At 69.3% G+C, this 21,154-nt stretch carries 17 protein-coding genes; 5 read left to right on the top strand and 12 right to left on the bottom strand.

The genetic code is table 11. The features are described from left to right. The first annotated feature begins 83 nt into the window (after positions 1-83). Positions 84-629, top strand: a complete 546-nt coding sequence (locus tag VG566_RS14860; protein WP_014648938.1) for a glutathione peroxidase — start codon at positions 84-86, stop codon at positions 627-629. A gap of 84 nt (positions 630-713) precedes the next feature. Here VG566_RS14860 and VG566_RS14855 read toward each other — a convergent pair whose 3' ends face one another. The 6 genes from VG566_RS14855 to VG566_RS14830 are packed head-to-tail and all read right to left on the bottom strand — an operon-like array spanning position 714 to position 4,825. Next, a complete protein-coding gene (locus VG566_RS14855; RefSeq protein ID WP_241884713.1) occupies positions 714-1,724 on the bottom strand; it encodes an MlaA family lipoprotein in 1,011 nt (336 codons plus the stop codon). A 1-nt stretch (position 1,725) separates the two neighbouring features. After that, on the bottom strand, positions 1,726-2,037 hold the full coding sequence (locus tag VG566_RS14850) for an STAS domain-containing protein (protein ID WP_014648936.1): 312 nt from the start codon (positions 2,035-2,037) through the stop codon (positions 1,726-1,728). Beyond that, positions 2,027-2,707, bottom strand: coding sequence for an MlaC/ttg2D family ABC transporter substrate-binding protein (locus VG566_RS14845; protein WP_423172669.1), 681 nt, complete (start codon positions 2,705-2,707; stop codon positions 2,027-2,029). Before VG566_RS14845 ends, VG566_RS14850 begins: the two co-directional genes overlap by 11 nt. Further along, positions 2,704-3,228, bottom strand: coding sequence for an outer membrane lipid asymmetry maintenance protein MlaD (gene mlaD, locus VG566_RS14840; RefSeq protein WP_014039020.1), 525 nt, complete (start codon positions 3,226-3,228; stop codon positions 2,704-2,706). The genes VG566_RS14845 and mlaD overlap by 4 nt, the downstream gene beginning before the upstream one ends. A gap of 59 nt (positions 3,229-3,287) precedes the next feature. Next, on the bottom strand, positions 3,288-4,037 hold the full coding sequence (locus VG566_RS14835) for an MlaE family lipid ABC transporter permease subunit (protein ID WP_005414955.1): 750 nt from the start codon (positions 4,035-4,037) through the stop codon (positions 3,288-3,290). Continuing rightward, positions 4,037-4,825, bottom strand: coding sequence for an ABC transporter ATP-binding protein (locus tag VG566_RS14830; RefSeq protein ID WP_014648934.1), 789 nt, complete (start codon positions 4,823-4,825; stop codon positions 4,037-4,039). Before VG566_RS14830 ends, VG566_RS14835 begins: the two co-directional genes overlap by 1 nt. Positions 4,826-5,014: 189 nt before the next feature. Between VG566_RS14830 and recC the strand changes: the two genes are divergently transcribed. Genes recC through recD form a run of 3 tightly spaced genes read left to right on the top strand, consistent with a single transcriptional unit; the run spans position 5,015 to position 13,910 of the window. Beyond that, a complete protein-coding gene (gene recC, locus VG566_RS14825) occupies positions 5,015-8,359 on the top strand; it encodes an exodeoxyribonuclease V subunit gamma (protein ID WP_041863987.1) in 3,345 nt (1,114 codons plus the stop codon). Next, a complete protein-coding gene (gene recB / locus VG566_RS14820; RefSeq protein WP_241884715.1) occupies positions 8,356-12,033 on the top strand; it encodes an exodeoxyribonuclease V subunit beta in 3,678 nt (1,225 codons plus the stop codon). The genes recC and recB overlap by 4 nt, the downstream gene beginning before the upstream one ends. Then, entirely contained in the window at positions 12,030-13,910 is a 1,881-nt protein-coding gene (gene recD / locus VG566_RS14815) for an exodeoxyribonuclease V subunit alpha (RefSeq protein ID WP_241884716.1), read from the top strand. The genes recB and recD overlap by 4 nt, the downstream gene beginning before the upstream one ends. A 226-nt stretch (positions 13,911-14,136) precedes the next feature. On the opposite strand, the gene VG566_RS14810 is transcribed toward recD, so the two are convergent. The 6 genes from VG566_RS14810 to VG566_RS14785 all read right to left on the bottom strand — a co-directional run bounded on the left by VG566_RS14810 (position 14,137) and on the right by VG566_RS14785 (position 19,817). Next, entirely contained in the window at positions 14,137-14,535 is a 399-nt protein-coding gene (locus VG566_RS14810) for a hypothetical protein (RefSeq protein WP_241884717.1), read from the bottom strand. A 94-nt stretch (positions 14,536-14,629) separates the two neighbouring features. Continuing rightward, entirely contained in the window at positions 14,630-16,669 is a 2,040-nt protein-coding gene (locus tag VG566_RS14805) for an FUSC family protein (protein WP_241884718.1), read from the bottom strand. 3 nt (positions 16,670-16,672) lie between these two features. Continuing rightward, positions 16,673-18,133 carry an efflux transporter outer membrane subunit gene (locus VG566_RS14800; protein WP_241884719.1) on the bottom strand — a complete coding sequence of 487 codons (1,461 nt, stop codon included), beginning with the start codon at positions 18,131-18,133 and terminating at the stop codon, positions 16,673-16,675. Continuing rightward, the gene (locus tag VG566_RS14795; protein WP_241884720.1) at positions 18,130-19,047 is read right to left on the bottom strand and encodes an HlyD family secretion protein; all 918 of its coding nucleotides are present in this window, start codon (positions 19,045-19,047) and stop codon (positions 18,130-18,132) included. Before VG566_RS14795 ends, VG566_RS14800 begins: the two co-directional genes overlap by 4 nt. After that, entirely contained in the window at positions 19,044-19,253 is a 210-nt protein-coding gene (locus VG566_RS14790) for a DUF1656 domain-containing protein (protein WP_010487502.1), read from the bottom strand. Before VG566_RS14790 ends, VG566_RS14795 begins: the two co-directional genes overlap by 4 nt. A gap of 108 nt (positions 19,254-19,361) precedes the next feature. Beyond that, entirely contained in the window at positions 19,362-19,817 is a 456-nt protein-coding gene (locus tag VG566_RS14785) for a MarR family winged helix-turn-helix transcriptional regulator (RefSeq protein ID WP_012481667.1), read from the bottom strand. Positions 19,818-20,489: 672 nt separating this feature from the next. Here VG566_RS14785 and folE point away from each other — a divergent pair. Then, entirely contained in the window at positions 20,490-21,101 is a 612-nt protein-coding gene (gene folE, locus VG566_RS14780) for a GTP cyclohydrolase I FolE (protein WP_004141296.1), read from the top strand. Positions 21,102-21,154: the final 53 nt, after the last annotated feature.

Below are 21,154 nucleotides of genomic sequence, written 5' to 3'. Positions count from 1 at the left end.
CAGCCGAGCATGGGCTCGGCTCTACAACAGCGCGCGCGGCGCTATGCTGGTGGGCCATTCCCCGCCGTAGCCGGAGCCCCCGCGTGAGCACCCCGATCCAGGACATTCCCCTCACCACCATCGACGGCCAGCCGTCCTCGCTTGCCGACTACCAGGGCAAGGTGCTGCTGCTGGTCAACGTCGCCTCCAAGTGCGGCCTGACCCCGCAGTACGAAGGCCTGCAGGCGCTGTATGCGGAAAAGCACGCGCAGGGCCTGGAAGTGCTGGGCTTCCCCGCCAACAACTTCCTTGGCCAGGAGCCGGGCAGCGAGGCCGAGATCCAGCAGTTCTGCCAGCTCACCTACGATGTCAGTTTCCCGATGTTCTCCAAGATCAGCGTGGCTGGCGAGGACACCCACCCGCTGTACCAGCAGCTGACCGCCGCGCAGCCGCAGTCGATCGGCGAAGGCCCGCTGCGTGAGCGCCTGGCCAGCAAGGAGATCCCGATCCATCCGGCACCGGCGGTGCTGTGGAACTTCGAGAAGTTCCTGGTCGGCCGTGATGGCAAGGTCGTCGCACGCTTTGCCCCGGACGTGGCCGCCGATGACGCGCGCCTGCGCGAGGCCATCGAGGCCGCGCTGGCGGCCTGAGCACGGCGTGCCAACCAGGGTTGGCACCCACCGGAAAAGAAAAACCCCGCCGAGGCGGGGTTTTTCATGCACCGTCGCACGGCCTCAGTGGGTCCACTGCGGCATCGGCATCGCATCGACCGGGATCGGCGAATTGGCATCGTCATGGCCGCGGTCGCGCTTGCTGCGCAGATCGTTCTCGATCTGGTAGTTGCGGCGCTGCATCCAGGCATCGCGGACCAGGGCGTACTCGTCCACTGCGGTGTCGCGCAGATCGTCGATCGCCAGCAGCTGTGCGCGGGTGTCGACCAGCTGCAGGCCCTGCAGGCCGATGCGGATCTTGTCTTCCTCGACGCGCCGGATCGGCGACAACGGGATGTCACCCGCCAGGCCGAACACGTCGCGTACGGTACGCGGGCCGAAGAACGGCAGTTCCACGTAGCGCGAACGACGCCAGCCCCAGGCACCCAGGGTCTGGCCGAAGTCTTCATTGCGACGCGGCACCATCGCCTTGCTGGCTGGATCGAACAGGCCACCGATGCCCAGCGTGCTGTTCATCAGGAAGCGGCCGAGGCTGTCCCACGCATCGGCACCACGGCCCTGCAGCAGCTGGTTGGTGATGGTCACCGGCGCACGCAGGTTGCTGAAGAAGTTGCTGACGCCGGTGCGCGCGAAACGCGGCACCACATGGGTATAGGCGGTGGCCAGCGGGCGCGCCACGCCGCGGTCGACCGCATTGTTGAAGGTGTGCACCTTGCGGTTGAACGGTTCCCACGGATCGTAGGCCGCCGCGTTGCCGGTGTTGCCGATACCACCATAGAGGGCGTCGAAATCATCGTCGCCGGCGGCGGCGGTGGACGCTGCGGCCTTCGGTGGGCTGGCCTCTATGCCCTGCGGCGCAGCCGTCGGCGCTGAAGCGGTGGGCGCGGCAGGGTTGGCCACGGAGGCGACCGGAGCAGCGTCGACCCCGCCGGTATCGGCCGTTGCGGCCGGAGCAGCAGGGCCGGGCGCAACCACGGTGCTGGCGACCGGTGCATCGCTGCGCGCGGGCTTGCCGGCACAGGCGGTCAGGGCGGTGGCCAGGAGGATCAGGGGGAAAGTGCGTACGACGTTCATGTCAGCTCGCAGCAGAAGTAGCGTTGAAATCCAGGTCGGGCGACAGCCGGTAGGCTGCGCTCAGCTCGTTGAAGCCGGCGGGCGCGCCGGAGATGGCCAGCGCATGGCCCGCCTTGCGTGCACGGGCCGCCAGCTCGGCCAGCAGGGCCAGGCCGGCGCTGTCCACGCGCTCGACCTCACCCAGCTCCAGCCGCGCCAGCTTGGCCGGCAGGGCCTGAAGCTGCGGCCACAGTGCGATCACCGCGGCACGGTCAAGCACCCCGCGCAGGCGCAGGGTGTCGCCTTCCAGCAGCGCAAGTGCGTTACTTGCCATTGCCGGCGGGCCCGGCCTGCATGCTGCCGCTGTGCAGCTCGCTGGCCACCTGCTTGATGCCCTTCTGGCGCAGCGGGGTATCGAACTGGTTGCGGAAGGTCTGCACGTAGGAGATGCCTTCGATGTTGACGTCGAAGATCTTCCACTGACCGTTCACGTTGCGCATCCAGTATTCGACCGGGGTCGGTTCATTGCCGGCGCGCACCAGTTCGGTGCTCACGCGCACGCCACGGTTGCCCGGCAGCGGGCTTTCACCCTTCAGGCGGAAGCTCGGCTTGCCCTGGATGTTGAGCAGGGTCGAACCGTAGCGCTGCATCAGGCTGTCGGCCATGGCATCGGCGAACAGCTTGATGTCGGCATCCGAGGCGCCGCGGGCGTGCGGGCCCAGCACCAGGCGCGCGGCATAGTCGCGATCGAAGGTGCGGTTCAGTTCGCTGTCGATGTAGCTGCGCAGGCTGGCCGGGTTGCTGCTGAACTCGCTGCGGCGCTGCTGCAGGGTGGTGAGGATGCGCGTGCTGGCATCGATCACCACCTTGCCGGCCTGGCCCTGCGCCGCGGCAGCGGCGGGGGCGGGAGCGGTGGCCTGGGCCTGGGCCTGGGCCTGGGCGAGGAATGGAGTAGCCGCCAGCAGCGCCGAGGCGAGCAGGGCCGGGATCAGTTTCATCTTCATGGTTGCGGTTCCGTTGCAGGCGCCTGCGCGCCATCGTTGGGCTTCTGGCCTGCGCCACCACCGGCGCCGCCACTGAACATGTACTTGCCGACCAGCTGGATCAGGTCCACCGCCGGCTGGGTGAAGACGATCTCGTCACCGGCCTTGAGCACGTCCGGGTCACCGCCCGGCTGCAGACCGATATAGCTCTCGCCGAGCAAACCACTGGTGAAGATGCCGGCCGAGGTGTCCGCCGGCAGGTCCTTGACCTTGCTGTCCATGCGCAGGGTCACGATGGATTCGAACTTCACCGGATCCAGGTCGATCGAGGCGACCTGGCCGACGGTGACGCCGCCGATCTTCACCGGCGCCTGCTTGCGCAGCTGGCCGACCTGGGAGAAGCGCGCCTTCAGCTCGTAGCCCTGGCTGCCCCAGCTCCAGCGCTGGTTGGTCGAGGCCACGGCCAGCACCATCAGCGAGGCCAGGGCCAGCAGCAGGAAGGCGCCGACGGAGAATTCGAGTCTGGGACCGCGGATGGCCATGTGGATTACCTGATCGAGTCGTGGTGGCCGCGCGCGCCTGCGCACCGCCTGTGGAGGGGTTAGGTGAACAACATTGCCGACAGCACGAAGTTGAACATCAGTACCAGCAGCGAGGCGTTGACCACCGCACGGGTGGTCGCCACCGAGGTGCCCTCGATGGTCGGCTCGGCGTGGAAACCAACGTAGGCGGCGACCAGCGCGGCGGTGCCGCCGAAGATCGCCGACTTCAGCATCGCCACGCCGAAGTCATCCCAGAAATCGACGCTGTTGCGCAGCGCCGACCAGAACACGCCATTGTCCAGGCCCAGCACGTGTACCGCTTCGAAGTAGCTGGCACTGATCGCCAGCGAACAGAAGATGCCGGTCAGCAGGGGCACGGTCAGCACCGCCGCCCAGAAGCGCGGCGCCACGGCCTTGGCCACCGGGTCGATCGCCATCAGCTCCAGTGCCTTGATCTGGTCGGTGGCGCGCATCAGGCCCAGTTCGGCGGCGATCGAGCTGCCGGCGCGGCCGATGAACAGCAGCGCGGTCAGCACCGGTGCCAGTTCGCGGTACAGCGACAGGCCGAGCAGGGTCGACAGCGCGTCGGCCGCACCGAAGGTGGTCAGCGTGCGGTAGCCCTGCAGCGTCAGCACCAGGCCGACGAAGGCGCCACCGACGGCGATGATCGGCAGCGAGCGCGCGCCGATCTTGTAGATCTCGCGGGTCAGTTCGGCCAGGAAATCACGGGTCGGCAGCGAACCACGCAGCACGGTCAGCGAGAACAGGCCGGCGCGGCCGAGCGAGCGGGTGGCTTGGACGAACGGCATCAGGCGACCCTCGCGCGCGGTGCGGCATCGAACGGGATGGGGCCGTCAGGCTGGCCGTGCAGGAACTGCCGCAGCAACGGGTCCTGGCTGGACTGCAGCGCCTCGGGCGTGCCCTGGAACACGATGCCGCCATTGGCGATGGCGATCACCTGGTCGCAGATCGGCAGGGTCTCGTGCACGTGGTGGCTGACGATGATGCTGGTCAGGCCCAGGCTGTGGTTGAGGCGCTGGATCAGGCTCATGATCACGCCAGAGGCGATCGGGTCCAGCCCGGTCAGTGGCTCGTCGTAGATCATCAGCGGCGGGTCCAGCGCCAGCGCGCGGGCCAGCGCGACGCGGCGCGCCATGCCACCGGACAGCTCGCGCGGCCAGGCATCGGCAGCGGCCAGCAGGCCCACCGCATGCAGCTTCATTTCCACAAGGCGGCGCAGCACGGCGGTCGGCAGGCGGGTATGCGTGCGCAGCGGCAGCGCGACGTTTTCGGCCACAGTGAGGTCGGTCAGCAGGCCGTTGCCCTGCAGCAGTACCCCCACACTCTTGCGCATTTCCAGCAGCGCGCCGCTGTCCTGCGGAATCGGCTTGCCGAACAGGGTGACCTCGCCAGCCACCGGGCGCAGTTCGCCGGTCAGTGCCGCCAGCAGGGTCGACTTGCCGCTGCCGGACGGACCCAGCACGGCCGTGATGCTGCCCTTGGGCACCTGCAGCGACACGTCGCGCAGGATCGTGCGCCCGCTCCGGTCGATGCGGACGTTGGATAACTGCACCAGACTGGAGGTGGAAGCCGACATGGGCACCATTAACGTTTTTTAGACATCGAAGGATCGGGCCCGTCGGCTGAACATAAGCAGACTGGACGGTCCAGTATTGTGGCACGGCAAGATCCCTGCCAGGCCGGGATAATCGGCCGGCAGCCCGGAACAATCCGTACCGGCGATGGGCCGGCCATTGAATACTGCCTGCCGTGCTGCACACTGTGCATGATGAGTGACCCGGGCAGCGATTTCCGCCTCTACCATTCCAACTCCCTGGACGTGCTGGCCGCGCTGCTGGCGCGCAACGTGCGTGCGCCGGTTGCGGGTCAGCCGCTGCTGGCGCCGGAGGTGGTGCTGATTCCGCAGGTGGCGATGCGGCGTTGGCTGCAAGCAACACTCGCTGCCGAATATGGCGTGGCCGCCAATCTTGAGTTCCTGACCCCGGGCGAGTTCGTTGCCCGTGCACTCAACGCCAATGTGCCCGGCGAACGCGACGACCTGGACGCGGCCGGCCTGCACTGGAAGGTGTACCAGGCACTGCGCGACCCGGCGTTGCTGGCGCAGCCACCGATGCGCGCGCTGCAGTCCTATCTTGCCGGTAGCGATGCATTGAAGCCGTGGGCGTTGGCCGGTGAACTGGCGTCGGTGTTCGAGAAGTACCAGGCCTGGCGCCGCGACTGGCTGCTGCGCTGGGAGGCCGGCGCCGACCCGGCCGACCCGCAGGCCATCCTCTGGCGCAGCATCGCCGCTGGCCACGACTACCGCGCGCGCCGCATCCAGGCTTACCTGGACCGCTTCGAGGGCGCCGGCCAGCCGTTGCCGCAGGGCCTGCCACCACGCATGTCCGCGTTCGCGACGCTCAACATCTCGCCCGATGTGCTGCGGGTGATGGCCACCCAGGCGCGGGTGGGCGAGCTGCACTTCTATATGCCCACGCCGGTGCAGTCGTACTGGGGTGACCTGCAGACGCTGGCCGAGCGCCTGCGCAGCGGCGCGCCCGATCCCTTCGGTGAAGCGGCCGGTGAGAACCGCCTGCTGGAAGCCTGGGGCGCGGCCGGGCGCGATTTCATGGCGGTGCTGGGCAGTTACGAGGTGGTGCACCCGGCCGGCGAGATTGCCGCGTATTCGGATCCGGAGGACGACACCCGGCCGACGCTGGCCGAAGGTGGACTGTCCGACAGCCTGCTGCATCGCCTGCAGCGCGATCTGTTCCACCGCCGTGCGCTGCCCTCGGGCGAGCTGCGCGACGGGCTGCGCAGCGACGATCCCAGCCTGCAGGTGCATGCCTGCCATACCCGCCTGCGCGAACTGCAGGTGCTGCACGACCAGCTGCGCAGCCTGCTGCAGGACCCGCGCTTCGACCCGCCGCTGCAGGCGCGGGAGATCGCTGTGCTTGCACCGGACATCGACCCCTATGTGCCGTATCTGGAAGCAGTGTTCGGCGGCCGTGGGGGCGAGGACGAGCACATTCCCTATGCGCTGGCCGACAGCAGTCCGCTCGCCGGCGAGCCACTGGCCGACGTGTTCGTGCACCTGCTGGGCCTGCCGGTCTCGCGTTTCGGCCTGAACGAAGTGCTGGACCTGCTGGCCAGCGCGCCGCTGGCCGAAGCGGCCGGGCTGGAGGCGGTGGACTTTGATCGCCTGCATGGCTGGCTGCAGCAGGCTGGCGCGCGCTGGGGCCTGGATGCGAAGCACCGCAACCAGCACCAGGCCCCGGCCGACGACGCCTACACCTGGCAGTTCGCGCTGGATCGCCTGGTGCTCGGTCATGCCACCGGCAGCGAGGCCGACCTGGCCGGTGTTGCCCCGTGGATCGAGCTGGAGGGCGGCGCATTGGACGCCCTGGACCGGCTGCTGCGCCTGTTGCGCGTGTTGGCGGTCTACCAGCGCCGCCTCGGCGAACTGCTGACGCCGGCGCAGTGGCGGCAACGCCTGCTGTCGCTGCTGGACGCGCTGCTGCCGACTGCGCCCAGTTCGCCCAACAGCCAGCGTGCCTTGGAGCGCCTGCGCAAGCTGCTCAACCAGTTCGCCGATGATGCCGCCAAGGCCGGCTTCACGGACGGGGTGCCGCCGGAGGTCGTGCGCGCGCACTTCGCCGGAGCACTGGGCGAGGCCGATACGCGCGCGCCGCTGCTGACCGGTGGCATCAGCTTTGGCCGCATGGTGCCGATGCGCCTGCTGCCGTTCCGGGTGATCTGCGTGCTCGGTCTCAATGATGGCGATTTCCCGCGCCGTGACCCGGCTGCCGGTCTCAACCAGCTTACTGCCGAGCTGGACACGCCGCGCCGCCGGCCCGGCGACCGCTCCACCCGCGAAGACGACCGCTTCCTGTTCCTGCAGCTGTTCGCCGCCGCGCAGGAGGTGTTCTACCTGAGCTACCTCGGTGCCGATCCGCGCGATGGCAGCGCGCGTGAGCCGTCGGTGCTGGTCAGTGAACTGATCGATGCCGCCGCTGCGTATCACCTCGATCCGCCTGCGGCGGTCCGCGACTTCACCGTGCGCCACGCACTGCAGCCGTTCTCTCCGGCGGCGTTCGGTGACGGTGATCCACGCCGCTTCAGCTATCGCCGCCAATGGCATCCGGCCGCCGGTCGCCTCACCGGCGCGCGCGGAGGCCTGCAGCCGTGGTTCGATGCCGCGTTGCCGCCGCTCGACGATGCGGTGGAAGACGACGTTGCACTCGATACCCTGCGCCGCTTCCTGTGCGATCCGGCCGGGCAGTTCCTGGCGCAGTCGCTGGGCCTGCGCCTGGCCGACGATGTCGAGGAGGTCGATGACCTGGAACCGCTGGTGCTGTCCTCGCGCGGGCCGGAAAAGCGCAGCGTGCAGGCGGCGGTGGTACGCGCCACGCTCAGTGGCGATACCGAGCCGTTGTATCCGCGGCTGCGCGCGCGTGGCCTGCTGCCGTCGGGCCCCCTGGGCGAGCGCCAGTTCGAGGTGGAGCAGTTGAAGACCCGCCCGTATGCCAGTGCATTGCTGGGCTGGATGCGGGGCGAGCCGCTGGAAAGCCGCCGCTATGAAGTGGAGATCGATGGCGTGCGCCTGCATGGCCGTGTGGCCGATCGACACCCCGACGGGCTGGTGCGCCTGCGCGCTGGCACCCTCAATGGCACTGCGGTGATCCGCCAGGGCCTGGATTGGCTGCTGGCCAACGCTGCCGGCGATGCCCTGCCGCTGGTGCAGTTCCATGATGGCGGCGACGCCGGTCCCGGCCCGCATGTACTGCCGGCACTGAGCGCTCCTGCTGCACGCGCGGCATTGCGCGCATTGCTGCAGTTGCGCCAACGCGGACTGCGTGAACCGCTGCGCTTTGCCCCCTACACCGGCTGGGTGCTGTACAACGCGCCGGCCGAAAAGCAGCGCAGCGAAGGCTGGAAGCAGTGGCACGGCAGCGACCGCAGTTGGGGTGAATCCAGCAGCGACGCCTGGCAGCTGCTGCTGCGCGGTGCCGATCCATTTGCCACCGACGCCGGCTATGCCGATCTGCTGCGCAACAGCCAGGTGGTCTTCAGCGCGGTGCGCGAAGGCCGCACCCTTGGCGCCGATGCACGCCAGGAGGGCAGCACATGAGCACCGCCATCGTCGATGAGGACTCCCAGCGCATGGCGGGCGATCCCTATCTGGCCCTGCCGCTGGATGGCATCCGCCTGATCGAGGCCAGCGCCGGTACCGGCAAGACCTTCACCCTGGCCACGCTGTTCACCCGCCTGGTGGTGGAGCAGGGCCTGCGCATCGGCCAGATCCTGGCGGTGACCTTCACCGATGCCGCCACCCAGGAACTGCGCAAGCGCATCCGCGAGCGCCTGTCGCTGGCCGCGCGCCTGGTCGATCTGGAACCGGCCGAGGGCGAAGCACCGGACACGAGGCTGACCCGCCAGGTGCTGCAGCGCCATCTGCAGGGGGGCACCGAGAGCGCCGCCGCACTGAAGCGCCGCCTGCAGGTGGCCGCCGATGAGATCGACCTGGCGTCGATCTTCACCATCCACGGCTTCTGCACCCGCGTGCTGCGCGAGCATGCGCTGGAGAGCGGCCATACCTTCGATCCGCCGGAACTACTGGCCAGCGACCGTGAGCTGTTGGAGGAACTGGCGGCCGATCTGTGGCGGGTGCATGCCAACGACGCGGCCACGCTGGAGCCGCTGACCTGGCTGTGGTCCAACCCGGACGCGCTGGCCACCGATCTGCGCGCGTTGCTGGCTGCGCCGCCTCTGCACCCGTTGCCGCGGCCGGTGGCGCTGGCCGATCCACAGCCGGCTTTGCAGGCCGCCGCCACCGAACTGCAGCAGGCGCTGCGCGGGCATGGCGAGCAGTTCTTCATCGACCTCTGCGATGCCGTCGACAACAAGTGGATCAACGGGGTGTCCTACAAGCTGGGTTGGCTGCACACGCTGGGCCGGCAGCTGCTGGCCTGGGCCGAGCGGGGCGACCCGCGCGAGCTGCTGGCCAGCGAGCGCCTGCCGGCACTGCTGCCGGAGGTGCTGGCCGACAAGACCAACAAGAAGTTCCCCGACCGCACGCCGTCGTCGCCAGTGCAGGTGCCGTTGGCGCGCTATGTCGCGCTGCTGGCCGAACGCGATGCCTGGCTGCGTGGTACTGCGCTGAATTTCCTGCACGCGCTTCGCGCCGAAGCCATGCAGCGCCTGCAGGCGCTGAAGCGCACGCGCCGGGTGCAGACCTATGACGATCTGATCGATGGCGTGGCACTGGCCCTGGAAGGCCCGCAGCGGCTGCCGCTGGTAAGGCAGCTGCGCGCGCAGTACCGCATCGCGCTGGTCGATGAGTTCCAGGACACCGATGATCGCCAGTGGAACATCTTCCACACCGTGTTCGGCGATTCGCCGGAGGTGCGCGAACTCGGCCTGGCACCGGCGCTGTTCCTGATCGGCGATCCCAAGCAGGCGATCTACGGGTTCCGCGGCGGCGACATCCACACCTACCTGAAGGCCAAGCAGGTGGCGCAGCAGGCGCCGGTGCTGGACCAGAACTTCCGCTCGCGACCGTCAGTGCTGCGCGCGTTGCAGGCGCTGTACGACAACGGGGGTGAGGACGCCTTCCTCGAGCGTGACATCCAGTTCGAGCCGGTGCGTCCCGGTGGCGTGCGCACCGATGAGGACTATCTGCACGACGGCCACGCCGCCAAGGCACTCACCCTGCGCGTGCTGCGCAGCGGGGGTGACAAGGCGATGAGTGCCGATGCCTCGCGTGAGGCAGCGACCCAGGCCTGCGTGGCTGCGATCCACCAGGCCCTGGTCGAGGCGCGTGCGGGCAAAGCGGTGTTGCGTCGGCGCCCGGTGCAGCCTGGTGATATCGCGGTGCTGGTGCGCTCGCATCGCGAGGCGACGCTGGTGCAGCGCGCGCTGGCTGCGGTTGGCATACCCGCAGTGGCGGCGGGCAAGCAGAGCCTGTTCGCCACCAGTGAGGCACGTGATCTGCGCGCGCTGCTGCTGGCGCTGCTGCAACCGGCAGACGAAGGCCGCCTGCGTGCAGCGCTGGCCACGGTGTTGCTGGGCCAGCGGGCCAGTGCGATCGCGGCGATGGAGCGCGAGGGCGACCTGCAGCGCGGGTTCCAGGCGCAGCTGCTGCACTGGCGCGAGCGCTGGCAGCGCGGTGGTCCGTTCGCGGTGATCGCCGATGTCTGTGCCGCGCACGGCGAACGCCTGCTGGCGCTGATCGACGGCGAGCGCCGCCTGACCAACTACCTGCAACTGGGCGAACTGCTGCAGGAAGCCTCGGCGCAGGCGCTGGGCATGCATGGCCTGCTGGACTGGCTGCAGGGGCAGATGGCCAGCGCCGACCAGGATGACGAGCAGCAGTTGCTGCGCCTGGAATCGGATGCACGCCGCGTGCAGATCATCACCCTGCACAAGAGCAAGGGCCTGGAGTATCCGCTGGTGTTCCTGCCCTTCGTCGGCATCGACGGCGGCGCACCGAACACCGCCTCGCACTGCACCGTGCACGTCGATGGCCAGCGCCAGCTGCACTGGAAGCTGGACAGGGACGAGGCCTGGGAAGCGGCCAGCACACAGCGCGAGCGTGAGCAGCGGGCCGAGGATGCGCGCCTGCTGTATGTGGGACTGACCCGCGCCGAGCATGCGCTGTGGATCGCCGTGGGTGATCTGGCCGGGCTTGGCAAGACGCGCCTGGCGCCGCTGCTGGGCGACCTGCAGGCGCTGCGCGCGCACGCCGACGTGCACATCGATGACAGTGAGACAGTGGCCGCGCTGCCGCAGCTGGCGGCCGAAGTGGAAGGGGATCTTCCGGCAGTGCGTGCACTGACCCGGCGCGTGCCGCACGACTGGTGGGTATACAGCTTCACCCAGCTGGCGCATGCCGACGCGGGCGCTGGCAGTGATATTGAAGCCGCCGCCACCGAGCTGCCGGCGCCCGCCGCCGACGAACCCGCGGGCCCGGAACTGCCGCTGGAGCCCGCGCTGCCGGAACCCGCCGCCGTCGAAGGCAGCCCGCCGGTCGACCCGCGCTTCATGGGCAGCCGCTTCGGCAACGTGCTGCACGAGGCGATGGAGAACGTCGACTTCGCTGCGTGGGGGGGCTGGCAGCCGGGCCTGGAAGCGCCCGAGGGCCAGGCCGAGGTGCTGCGCAAGGCGCTGCACGATGAAGGCTATGCCGACGTCGACCTGGACGATGGCGTGGCGGTGCTGGTGCCGTTGGTCGGCCACACGCTCACCGTGCCACTGCCCGAGGGCGGTGCGCTGCACAGCCTGGGCGAAGGCGAGCGGCGCGCGGAAATCGACTTCCATTTCGCCATCGAACCGACCACGGTACCGGCGCTGTTGCAGCTGCTGCATGCACATGGGGTTTCCAGTGCGCGTCGCGGCTTCGGCCAGCGCCGCCGCCTGGAAGGGCTGATGACCGGCATGATCGACCTGACCTACGTGCGCGACGGGCGCTGGTACGTGCTCGACTACAAATCCAACCGGCTGCCCGGCTACAGTCCGGACCTGCTGGCCATTGCCATGCGCCACAGCGAGTACGACTTGCAGGCGCTGATCTATACCGTGGCCCTGCATCGCTGGCTGCGCTTCCGTCTGGGCGCGGCCTACGATTACGAGCGCGACATGGGGGGCATCCGCTACCTGTTCTGCCGCGGCCTGGATGCTGCCGGCAACGGCGTGCATGTGGACCGCTTCCCGTTCGCGCTGGTGGATGCACTCGACGCACTGTTCGCAGGTGGCGAACAGGCCCAGGCCGAACTGGCCGCACGTGCCCGTGGGGCCAGCGCATGAGCCTGCTGAAGGAACTGCACCAGAAGGGCCTGCTGCGCACCCTCGATCACGCGTTGGCGACCAGCCTGCAGCGGTTGCGCGACGACACGCCGGACAGTGTGGCGCTGGCGGCCGCGCTCGCCTCGCTGGCGGTGTCGCAGGGCCACGCCGGGTTTGATCCGGCACAGCCGCAGCGGTTGCTGGACGGCGTGCCCGAGTGGCCTGCCGCGCAGGACTGGCTGGCGCAGCTGCGCGCATCGCCCTGGGTAGCGACGCCGGAGCAGGCCGATGCCATCGCCGAGGATGCGCCGCTGGTGCTGGAGAACGGCCTGCTCTACCTGCGCCGCTATCGCGAGTACGAGCGGCAGTTGGCGGCCGGGCTGCAGCGCATCGGCCGGCATCCACTGCCGGCACCGGACATGGCCGCGCTGGCACCGTTGTTCGCGCAGCTGTTCCCGCAGGCACTGGGCAGCGAGGATCACCAGGCACGCGCCGCCGGCGTGACCCTGCGCCATCCGCTGGCGCTGGTCACCGGCGGTCCCGGCACCGGCAAGACCACCACCATCGCGCGGCTGTTGCTGCTGCTGGCCGCACAGGCCCGGCACGCTGGCCAGCCGCTGCCCGAGGTGGCGCTGGCCGCGCCCACCGGGCGCGCCGCCGAACGCATGGCCGAGAGCCTGCGGCTGGCCGTGCAGCGCCTGCAGGAGCACGGCGTGGACCCGGCGCTGTGCGCGGCACTGCCCAGTTCCGGCACCACCCTGCATCGCCTGCTCGGCGTGATCCCGGATTCGCCGCGCTTCCGCCACCACGCCGACAATCCGCTGCCGGTGGACGTGGTGGTGGTCGACGAAGCCTCGATGATCGATCTGCCGATGATGGCCAAGCTGGTCGATGCGATCGCCAGCGGCACGCGGCTGATCCTGCTCGGCGATCCCGACCAGCTGCCGTCGGTGGAGGCCGGCGACGTACTCAGTGCGATCCTGCGTGCCAGCGGTGATGGCATCGGCACCCGCGCCGATGACGCGCAGGCGCTGCGTGGATTGCTGGCGCCGTCCACGCTGCAGCCCCAGGCCGAACCGAACACCTTCGCCGGCCGCCGCGTGCAGCTGCAACGAGGGTACCGGCAGAGCGATGCACTGGTGCTGGCCCCGTTGGCAGATGCCGTGCGCGAGGGTGACGCCGTCGCCGCTTTGCAGCTGCTGCGCGGCGGTGAACTGGCAGGCGTGCATTTCAATGAAGGTGAGGCAGACCCGCTGCGCGGCCAGCGCGAGCACCTGCTGGGCCATTGGCGTGCGTTGGCCGACGCCGCCGATCCGGTGCTTGCCCTGCAGCAGGCCGGGCGACTGCGCGTGCTGACCGCGCTGCGCGAAGGCCCGCAGGGCGCGCGCGGGCTCAACAGCCGCATCGAACAGCTGCTGGCCGGCAACACCCCGGGCTACTTCCAGGGCCGCCTGCTGCTGGTGACCGAGAACAGCTACCGGCACCGCCTGTTCAACGGCGATATCGGCATCTGCCTGCGCGATGGCAGTGGCGCGATGGTGGCCTGGTTCCCCGGCGACACCGTCGAGCAGCCGCGCGCCTTCCACCCGGCGGCACTGCCCGCGCACGAAAGCGCCTTTGCGATGACCGTGCACAAGGCACAGGGCTCGGAGTTCGATGAAGTGTGGTTGCAGCTGCCACGCCAGGACAGCCGTGTGCTGTCGCGCGAACTGGTCTACACCGGCCTGACCCGCGCCCGCCAAGTGCTGCATGTGGCGGGCAGCGCAGAGGTGCTGCAGGCCGCATTGAAACGCCACGCCAGCCGGTTGGGTGGCCTGGCCTGGCGGCTGGGTGCGGAAGCGGTGGCCGAAGCACCGGCGCGCCTCGAACAGCCCACGGTGCAGGGCCAGTTGTTCTGAATCGGGGTCGGATCCCGTTCCCACCGGGAACGGGATCCGACCCCTTCACCTGATCGCCAGGCAAAAGCAGTCGAGCATGGCTCGACTCTACAAAAGCGTACTTCGATCATTCCGACGTTCATCCACGCATGGCGTGGACCCACCCCGCCAACCCACGGAGAGCACGCATTTGACGTTGCTGTTGACGTTGTTTCGGCAGGTGCAGGGCGCAGCCCTGCCGCCACACCTATTCCGCGATCAACACCAGCCCATCCGGGAACACGATCGCCGCTTCATCGGCACTCACATCGAAGAAGCCCACGCCGTGCTTGTCGGCCAGGTCCTGCACGCGGCCGTGCGCGCGTTCGGCCACCGAATAGGCAAACGCACCGTAGATCACCTGCTGGCCGATGCTGTACTCGGTCACCTCGGCGCGGTCGTCATCGTCGTTGCTCAATGGGCCGTTCAACGGCGGGAAGTCCTGCGCCATCTCCGCGAACCACGCCTGCAGCGCCGCGCTGCTGACTGCCGGGTCGTCGTACTCGTGGCGCTCGTTCCACTGCGTCTGCTTTTCGAACCAGGCGATGAAAGCTGCCGCCTCGCGTGGTGCGGCGCTGGCCTCGAACACCATCATGTCGTAACTCATTGGAGCTTCCTGTGCAGAGCAGGGGTCAGAGCCTTCGCCCGCAGCGAAGGATCCGACCCCGGCAACGGGGTCTGTGGACGCACAGGGTATCGCGCTACGGCTGTTCGGCTGCACTCATGGCCAGGCCCGGCGCCAGCGCCTTCGCCTCCGGGAACAGCGCGAAGCGCAGGCCGATCAGGCCCATCAGCGCCTCGTCGCGTGCCTTGCAGGCGGCTACGCTGCCGACCCGCCCCAGCGAGGTATCCAGCCGCTCGCGCAATGCGTCGGCCGCCACCATCGGCTTGCGTGCGGCAATCTGCCGCCGGTAGTGCGCGGCGATCTCCTCAAGAATGTGCTCGACCGCTTCGCGGCTGCGCTCGGGCAGTTCCAGCCGCGCGCGGCGCAGCTGCAGGATGTTCAGGCCGATGCGCGCTTCGTTGAGCATATCCACCGAGGCGATGTCGCTGCCCTCCGGGGTTGCCGCCAGGCGCGGCGCGAGCAGGCCCAGCAGGTCGAGCATGCGTGCGGCGAAGCGCTGGCGGTCCTGCTGGCCGCGCCCTTCGGCGGCCTCGGCCAGCGTAGTCCAGCCCTGCCGCACCAGCCGGCGCGCGGTCCACTCGGCACCCACCGAACGGAACAGGCGGGTCATCACCACCGCAAAGCCAATGCCGATGAACATCGCGATCGACGAGTTGAGGAAGGTCTGGATGTTGGCGCTGTAGGTGTTCTGCAGGCTCAGCAGCGCGGCCAGGTTCACCGTCAGCGGCAGTGCGAACAGCGCGCTCTTGGGGCGGTGCAGCATCAGCCCCAGCGGCAGGAACGCCACCGCCAACACCAGCGCCAGCAGGCCGAAGTCGTGCACGGCCGGGAACACGCCGAACAGGTACACGCCGGCCACCACCGAGGCGACCATGGCCCACACCAGGAACGACACCATGCTCGGTGCCGGGTCGTCCTGCGCGGCGAAGAACGCCGCGGTCACCGCGGCCATCATCGCGCCGTTGCCACCGCCCTCCCAACCCAGCGCGATCCACAGCACGCAGTAGCTCATCAGTGCCACGCCGGCACTGAGCGCGGAGAACAGCGCCATGCCGTAGTCGACGTGCTTGTCAGCGGCTACGCGTTCGGTACGGATGCGGTAATGCGCGCGGTCCAGCGGCGCGGTGCCGTGGTCGATGGCGTGCTGCAGGGTGCGGCAGTCCTGCCACAGGTCCACCAGTTCCTCCAGGCGCAGCAGCAGGCTGGCCAGCTGCAGGTGCTGCAGGTCGCGGTCCACCTGCGGCTTCAGCGCGCTGATGCGCGCGCGCAGCCGCGCGTACTCACTGGCGTTGGTCGGGCCATCCAGCCAATCGCGGATGTCGTCGACCAGCGCCGGCAGCCCATCCGGCAGGGCCTGGCCATCGCTGCGCAGCGCGCTCAGGCGATCGGCAATCGAGGACAGCACCGGCAACAGCAGCAGCATGCGCTCGCGCAGGCGCTCCATCGACACTGCCGAACCGGCATGGCGTGGATCATCGCGGCGCAGGAATTCGATCAGCGCCTCGAACTGCACCAGGTCCGCGGCCAGCCGGTTGCGCGGCGCGTGCGCGCGGCCGCGTTCGAGGATCTGCCGGCACCACTGCGCGGCGTCCTCCATCCAGTTGCCGATGCGGGCGCGCAGCATCGGGCGTACCGAGGCCGGGAACAGCAGCGAAGCAAACAGCACCGCCACCACGGTGCCGAGGATGATCTCCTCGCTGCGCGCCACCACGGTGTCGAAGATGGTCTCCGGCGAAGTCACCGCAGGGAAACCGATGAAGGCGGTGGTGTAGCCGGCCAGCAGGAACGCGTAACCGCGCGGGCCGCGGTTGAGCAGGGCCATGAACAGGCAGCCGGCCAGCCAGATCGACATGGCCGCGCTCAGCACCAGCGGCGTCTCCACCAGCGCCGGCAGCACCAGCAGGGTGGCCAGGCCGGCCACCAGGGTGCCGACGATGCGGTACACGCCCTTGGCCCGGGTCGGGCCCAGCAGCGGCTGGCTGACGATGTACACCGTGCCCATCGCCCAGTACGGGCGCGACAGGTTGCCGGCCATGGCGATGTACAGCGCGGCCACTGCGGCCAGGTAGGTCTTGATCGAGAACAGCCAGGCCTGGCGGTCGGTCAGCACGTTCATGGTTTACTTCGCTGCGGTCGAGGCGTTGGGCGCGGTGGCGCTTGCCTGCCAGCCACCGCCCAGCACCAGGAACAGGTGGATCTGGTCGCGCGAGACCTGCGCTTCGGCGGCCGCCAGGGTGGCATCGCTGGTGGCCAGGCTGCGGTCGGCATCCAGGCTGGACAGGTACGGCGTGCGGCCGCCCTGGTACAGCCGGCGGTTCTGCTCGGCGGCCAATGCGGCCTGTTCCTGCGCAGTGCGCAGCGACTGCAGCCGGCGCAGGTCCTGCGCGTAGCGGTCCAGCGCGGTCTGGGTCTCGCGCAGCGCCTGCAGCACGGTGTGGTCGAACTCGGCCAGTGCCGCGTCGGCACCGGCTTCGGCGGCGTGGATGCGCGCGTGGGTACCGGACGACGGCAACGTCCACGAGATCAGTGGGCCGATCGACCACTGCTGGGTCATCGGCGTGCCGAAGTCTTCCAGCAGGCCGGCGGCGCCGAGCGAGGCGCCCAGGCGGATGTCCGGGTACAGCTCGGCGGTGGCGACGCCGATCCGCGCGGTGGCCGAGGCCAGCTTGCGTTCGGCCTGGCGCACGTCCGGGCGGCGCTGCAGCAGCGCGCGGCCGTCACCGACCGGCAGCGGCTGCGCCAGGCCGGGTGCGTGCGCACAGTCGATCACGCCGGCTGGCAGCTGGCCCGGGGTTTTCCCAAGCAGCGCGGCCAGCGAATAGGCGGCCGCCGAACGTTGCGCGCGCAGCGGCGGCAGCGCGGCTTCCAGCAGTGCCACCTGCGCATTGGCGCGGGCCAGCTCCGGCGGCGTGCCGCGGCCGGCCGCGATCAGGCGCTCGGTGACGCTGCGGCTGCGCTGCTGCAGCTGCAGCGAATGCTCGGCCACGTGCAGTTCGTGGTTGGCGTGGCAGATTTCCAGGTAGCTGTCGGCGACCTGCGCGACCACGCTGACCTGGGCCAGGTCGCGCGCCGCTGCAACGGACTGCTCGTCGGCACGCGCCGCCTCGGCGCCGCGCTTGAGCTTGCCGAACAGGTCGAACTGGTAGCTGACCGCGAACTTGCCATCGGCCAGGTTGATCACCGGCAGTTCGTGCTCCTGCAGGAACGATTCGGCCGACAGCTGCGCGCGGCTGACCCCGGCCTCGGCCTCGTACTCGAAGCCACCGGCGTCCAGCGCCTGTTCGTATACCGCCGCCGCACGGCGCAGGTGCGCATCGGCGGCCTTCAGTTCGACGTTGTCTCGCAGCGCCTGGGTGATCAGGCCATCCAGCACCGGGTCGTTGTACAGCGACCACCAGCGGTCGGGCAGCGCCTGGTTGGCGGCAATCTGCGGGTTCTGCGTATCGATGAACGCCGCATTGGCCTCCGGGCGCTTGAAGGCCGAGCCTTCCGGCAGTGCATAGTCGGGGCCAACGGTCCTGCACGCGGCCAGGCTGGCCAGCGCGACGATCAGGCCGAGACGGGGCAGGGCGGCGTTCACAGGCCCGCCTGTGTCGGCGCGGTGCCGGCCTTGTCGTTGTGCGGGTGACGGCCGGTGTCCACGGTCACCGTCGCGGTGCGGCCGGCAATCAGTTCCACGCCCTTGGGCACCTCGTCGATGGCGATGCGCACCGGAATGCGCTGGGCGAGGCGCACCCAGTCGAAGGCCGGGGTCACGTTCGGCAGCAGGGAGCTGCCATTGCTGCGGTAGCGGTCCTCGATGCCGGCAGCAATGCTCTCCACATGGCCACGCAGCGGGGTCGACTCGCCCATCAGGCGGATGTCCACGCGCTGCCCCGGCGCCACGCCGCGCAGCCGGGTTTCCTCGAAGTAGCCATCGATGCGGAACGAACCGGTGTCCAGCAGCGCCAGCACCGGCTTGCCGGCCACCACGTAGTCGCCCACGCGCATCGTGCGATCGTTGACCCGGCCGTCCGCCGGCGCGCGCACCTCGGTGCGGCCCAGGTTGAGCTCGGCCAGGTCCACGGCGGCCTGTGCCGTGGCCAGCGCGGCCTGTGCGGCCTGCAGCTTGGCGCGGCGCACTTCGGCGTCCTCGGCGGCAACCAAGTCCTGCAGGCTGCGGTCACGGCCGATCTCGCGGCGCAGCTGGGCCACCGAGGCCTGGCGCTCGGCCAGGCTGGCCTTGGCCTGTTCCAGCGCGATGCGATAGCGCGCGCGGTCGACCACGAACAGCAGGTCGCCCTTGCTCACCGCCTGGTTGTCGGCCACCTGCACCGTTTCAACCAGCCCGGAGACATCCGGCGCCACCTGCACCACGTCGGCGCCGACATGGGCGTCGCGGGTCCACGGCTCATCCATGTAATAGACCCACAGCTGGCGCAGCACCAGCAGGGCGATGATCACGGCTGCGCTGGTGAGCAGCACCGGCAGGGTCTTCTTCACGATCTTGTTCACGATTGCATCCAACGCAGGAGGTGGAACAGCAGGCCAAGCACGATCCCGTACAGGGCCAGGTTGAACAGCGCCGGGTGCCATACGTGGCGATAGGCGCCGGCACGCTGCAGCAGCGCGTGCAGGCCGCTGTTGACCAGGTAGGCCAACAACATCAGCCCGAGCAGGGTCGGGACGAACACTCCGTGGAGACTGAATTCACCGGGCATCGGTAGGGGCGGGGGCGAGGTGGGGGAGGGGAGGAACAACGAAACAACGGCAACGGGTAAAAGCCGCTGGCGTGTGCACGGCAGCGGCGGTATTCGGGGGCAGCGGTCTTACGTGATGCGGTCGGCGGCCTCGGCCAGCAGGCGCCATGCCTTCAGCACGGCGTGCAGTTCATCCATGGAAAGCTCGCCGAACACGTCCTGGCGCAGGCCGATCAACTGGTCTTCCAGCTCGCTGACCAGCGCATGGCCCGCGTCGGTCAGCCACAGCAGGTTGGCGCGGCGGTCGCTGGCGTCGCTCTCGCGGCGGACCAGGTCGCTGGCGCACAGCTTGTCCAGCAGGCGCACCAGGGAAGGACCCTCCATGCCCAGCTGCTGGGCCAGCGCCACCTGACGGATGCCACCGCCGGAGCGGCCGATCATCAGCAGGGGCATGGTGCAGGCGGTGGAGATGCCGTAGCTGCCGAGCCGGCTGTCGGCCAGGCGCTGCCACTGCCGCCCTGCGTACAGCAGGCCGGAGCTGAGCTGCATCTGCAGCACGGTGCGCTCGTCGAGGGGTCGGTCCATAAGAGATAGATAGGATACTACTAATTTCATTCCTATCAATAGGTTTTTCTGAATGGGGGTGTAGTGGGGAAAGCGTTGCGCCTGCCTGGTGTCGGGTGGGGCAGCGGGGGCCGGACTGTGCAGGACACGCCGTGAACCCCCCTCCGGGGTCCGGCCCAGCCGCTGGCGGCTGGGCGTTCGGGCGCTTGCGAGGCATGCCTCGCAAGCAAAGCGCCCTCACCCTTGGGGGCTCGGCCGCGGCATCCATGCCGCGGACGGTCCTGCCCCGCCCGGCCCCCGCTGCCCTCCCATCACCCCGCGAGCGCGGTGGGTTGGCTCTTTAAAGGCAGGAGCAGTGCGGACCAACGGCCCGCACCCACCGCAGCAGCGGCCCGCGGTGCTTCCGAAGTCATGAACCCCCGCTTTTGCCCCCGCTTTCGGGCGGTCCGGCCGCGCCCGCAGGAAACCGTCGGAGAGGGGGAGGGGCAGGCCGGGCAGGACCGTCCACGGCATGGACGCCGTGGCCGAGCCTACAGGGACGTACTTGCGGCGTGTCCTGCCCGGCCTGCCCCTTCCCCCTCTCGCTCAGCAGCAACGAGGCGCCGGAAGAACCCCCCGATGAACCGTCCCAACAGGACGACCCACCCCCCGGTCGGGTACGATGCTCGCCCCCCGTTCGGGACGCTGTACGCAATGAGCAAGAACAACGAAAAGGCCGCCCCGCAGGGCGACGTGACCCAGGACCAGGCCGAGGATGCCGTGCGCACCCTGCTGCGCTGGGCCGGTGAGGACCCGTCCCGCGAAGGCCTGCTGGATACCCCCCGCCGTGTCGCCGAAGCCTATGGCGACTGGTTCAGCGGTTACCGCGACGACCCGCGCGCCTACATGGAGCGGACCTTCGAGGAAGTGGCCGGCTACGACGAACTGATCGTCCTGCGTGACATCGAGTACGAAAGCCACTGCGAGCACCACATGGCGCCGATCATCGGCCGCGTCCACGTCGGCTACCTGCCGGCCGGCAAGGTCGTGGGCATCAGCAAGCTGGCCCGCGTCGTCGAAGCCTACGCCCGCCGTTTCCAGGTGCAGGAGAAGATGACCGCGCAGATCGCCCAGTGCATCCAGGATGTGCTGCAGCCGATCGGCGTCGGTGTGGTCGTCGAAGGTGCCCACGAATGCATGACCACCCGCGGCATCCACAAGCGCGGCGTCAGCATGGTCACCTCGAAGATGCTGGGCAGCTTCCGCGACGACGCGCGTACCCGCGCCGAGTTCCTGCGCTTCATCGAAGTGGGCGGCAAGCGCTGAGCCGCTTGACCGCACTGCGCCGGCCTCTGCGGGCCGGCATGCCCACGGCTGCC

This window comes from Stenotrophomonas sp. CASM114, from assembly GCF_049384325.1.
GTDB classification, from domain to species: Bacteria; Pseudomonadota; Gammaproteobacteria; order Xanthomonadales; family Xanthomonadaceae; genus Stenotrophomonas; species Stenotrophomonas muris.
Note: the sequence above shows the minus strand (reverse complement) of the source record. Positions and strands in the feature narration are given on the sequence as shown.

What these genes read in the sequence shown, in the direction of transcription:
- VG566_RS14855 (WP_241884713.1), bottom strand. Translation starts at nt 1,724, where the DNA reads ATGAACGTCGTACGCACTTTCCCCCTGATCCTCCTGGCCACCGCCCTG.
- VG566_RS14850 (WP_014648936.1), bottom strand. Translation starts at nt 2,037, where the DNA reads ATGGCAAGTAACGCACTTGCGCTGCTGGAAGGCGACACCCTGCGCCTG.
- VG566_RS14845 (WP_423172669.1), bottom strand. Translation starts at nt 2,707, where the DNA reads ATGAAGATGAAACTGATCCCGGCCCTGCTCGCCTCGGCGCTGCTGGCG.
- mlaD (WP_014039020.1), bottom strand. Translation starts at nt 3,228, where the DNA reads ATGGCCATCCGCGGTCCCAGACTCGAATTCTCCGTCGGCGCCTTCCTG.
- VG566_RS14835 (WP_005414955.1), bottom strand. Translation starts at nt 4,037, where the DNA reads ATGCCGTTCGTCCAAGCCACCCGCTCGCTCGGCCGCGCCGGCCTGTTC.
- VG566_RS14830 (WP_014648934.1), bottom strand. Translation starts at nt 4,825, where the DNA reads ATGTCGGCTTCCACCTCCAGTCTGGTGCAGTTATCCAACGTCCGCATC.
- recC (WP_041863987.1), top strand. Translation starts at nt 5,015, where the DNA reads ATGATGAGTGACCCGGGCAGCGATTTCCGCCTCTACCATTCCAACTCC.
- recB (WP_241884715.1), top strand. Translation starts at nt 8,356, where the DNA reads ATGAGCACCGCCATCGTCGATGAGGACTCCCAGCGCATGGCGGGCGAT.
- recD (WP_241884716.1), top strand. Translation starts at nt 12,030, where the DNA reads ATGAGCCTGCTGAAGGAACTGCACCAGAAGGGCCTGCTGCGCACCCTC.
- VG566_RS14810 (WP_241884717.1), bottom strand. Translation starts at nt 14,535, where the DNA reads ATGAGTTACGACATGATGGTGTTCGAGGCCAGCGCCGCACCACGCGAG.
- VG566_RS14805 (WP_241884718.1), bottom strand. Translation starts at nt 16,669, where the DNA reads ATGAACGTGCTGACCGACCGCCAGGCCTGGCTGTTCTCGATCAAGACC.
- VG566_RS14790 (WP_010487502.1), bottom strand. Translation starts at nt 19,253, where the DNA reads ATGCCCGGTGAATTCAGTCTCCACGGAGTGTTCGTCCCGACCCTGCTC.
- VG566_RS14785 (WP_012481667.1), bottom strand. Translation starts at nt 19,817, where the DNA reads ATGGACCGACCCCTCGACGAGCGCACCGTGCTGCAGATGCAGCTCAGC.
- folE (WP_004141296.1), top strand. Translation starts at nt 20,490, where the DNA reads ATGAGCAAGAACAACGAAAAGGCCGCCCCGCAGGGCGACGTGACCCAG.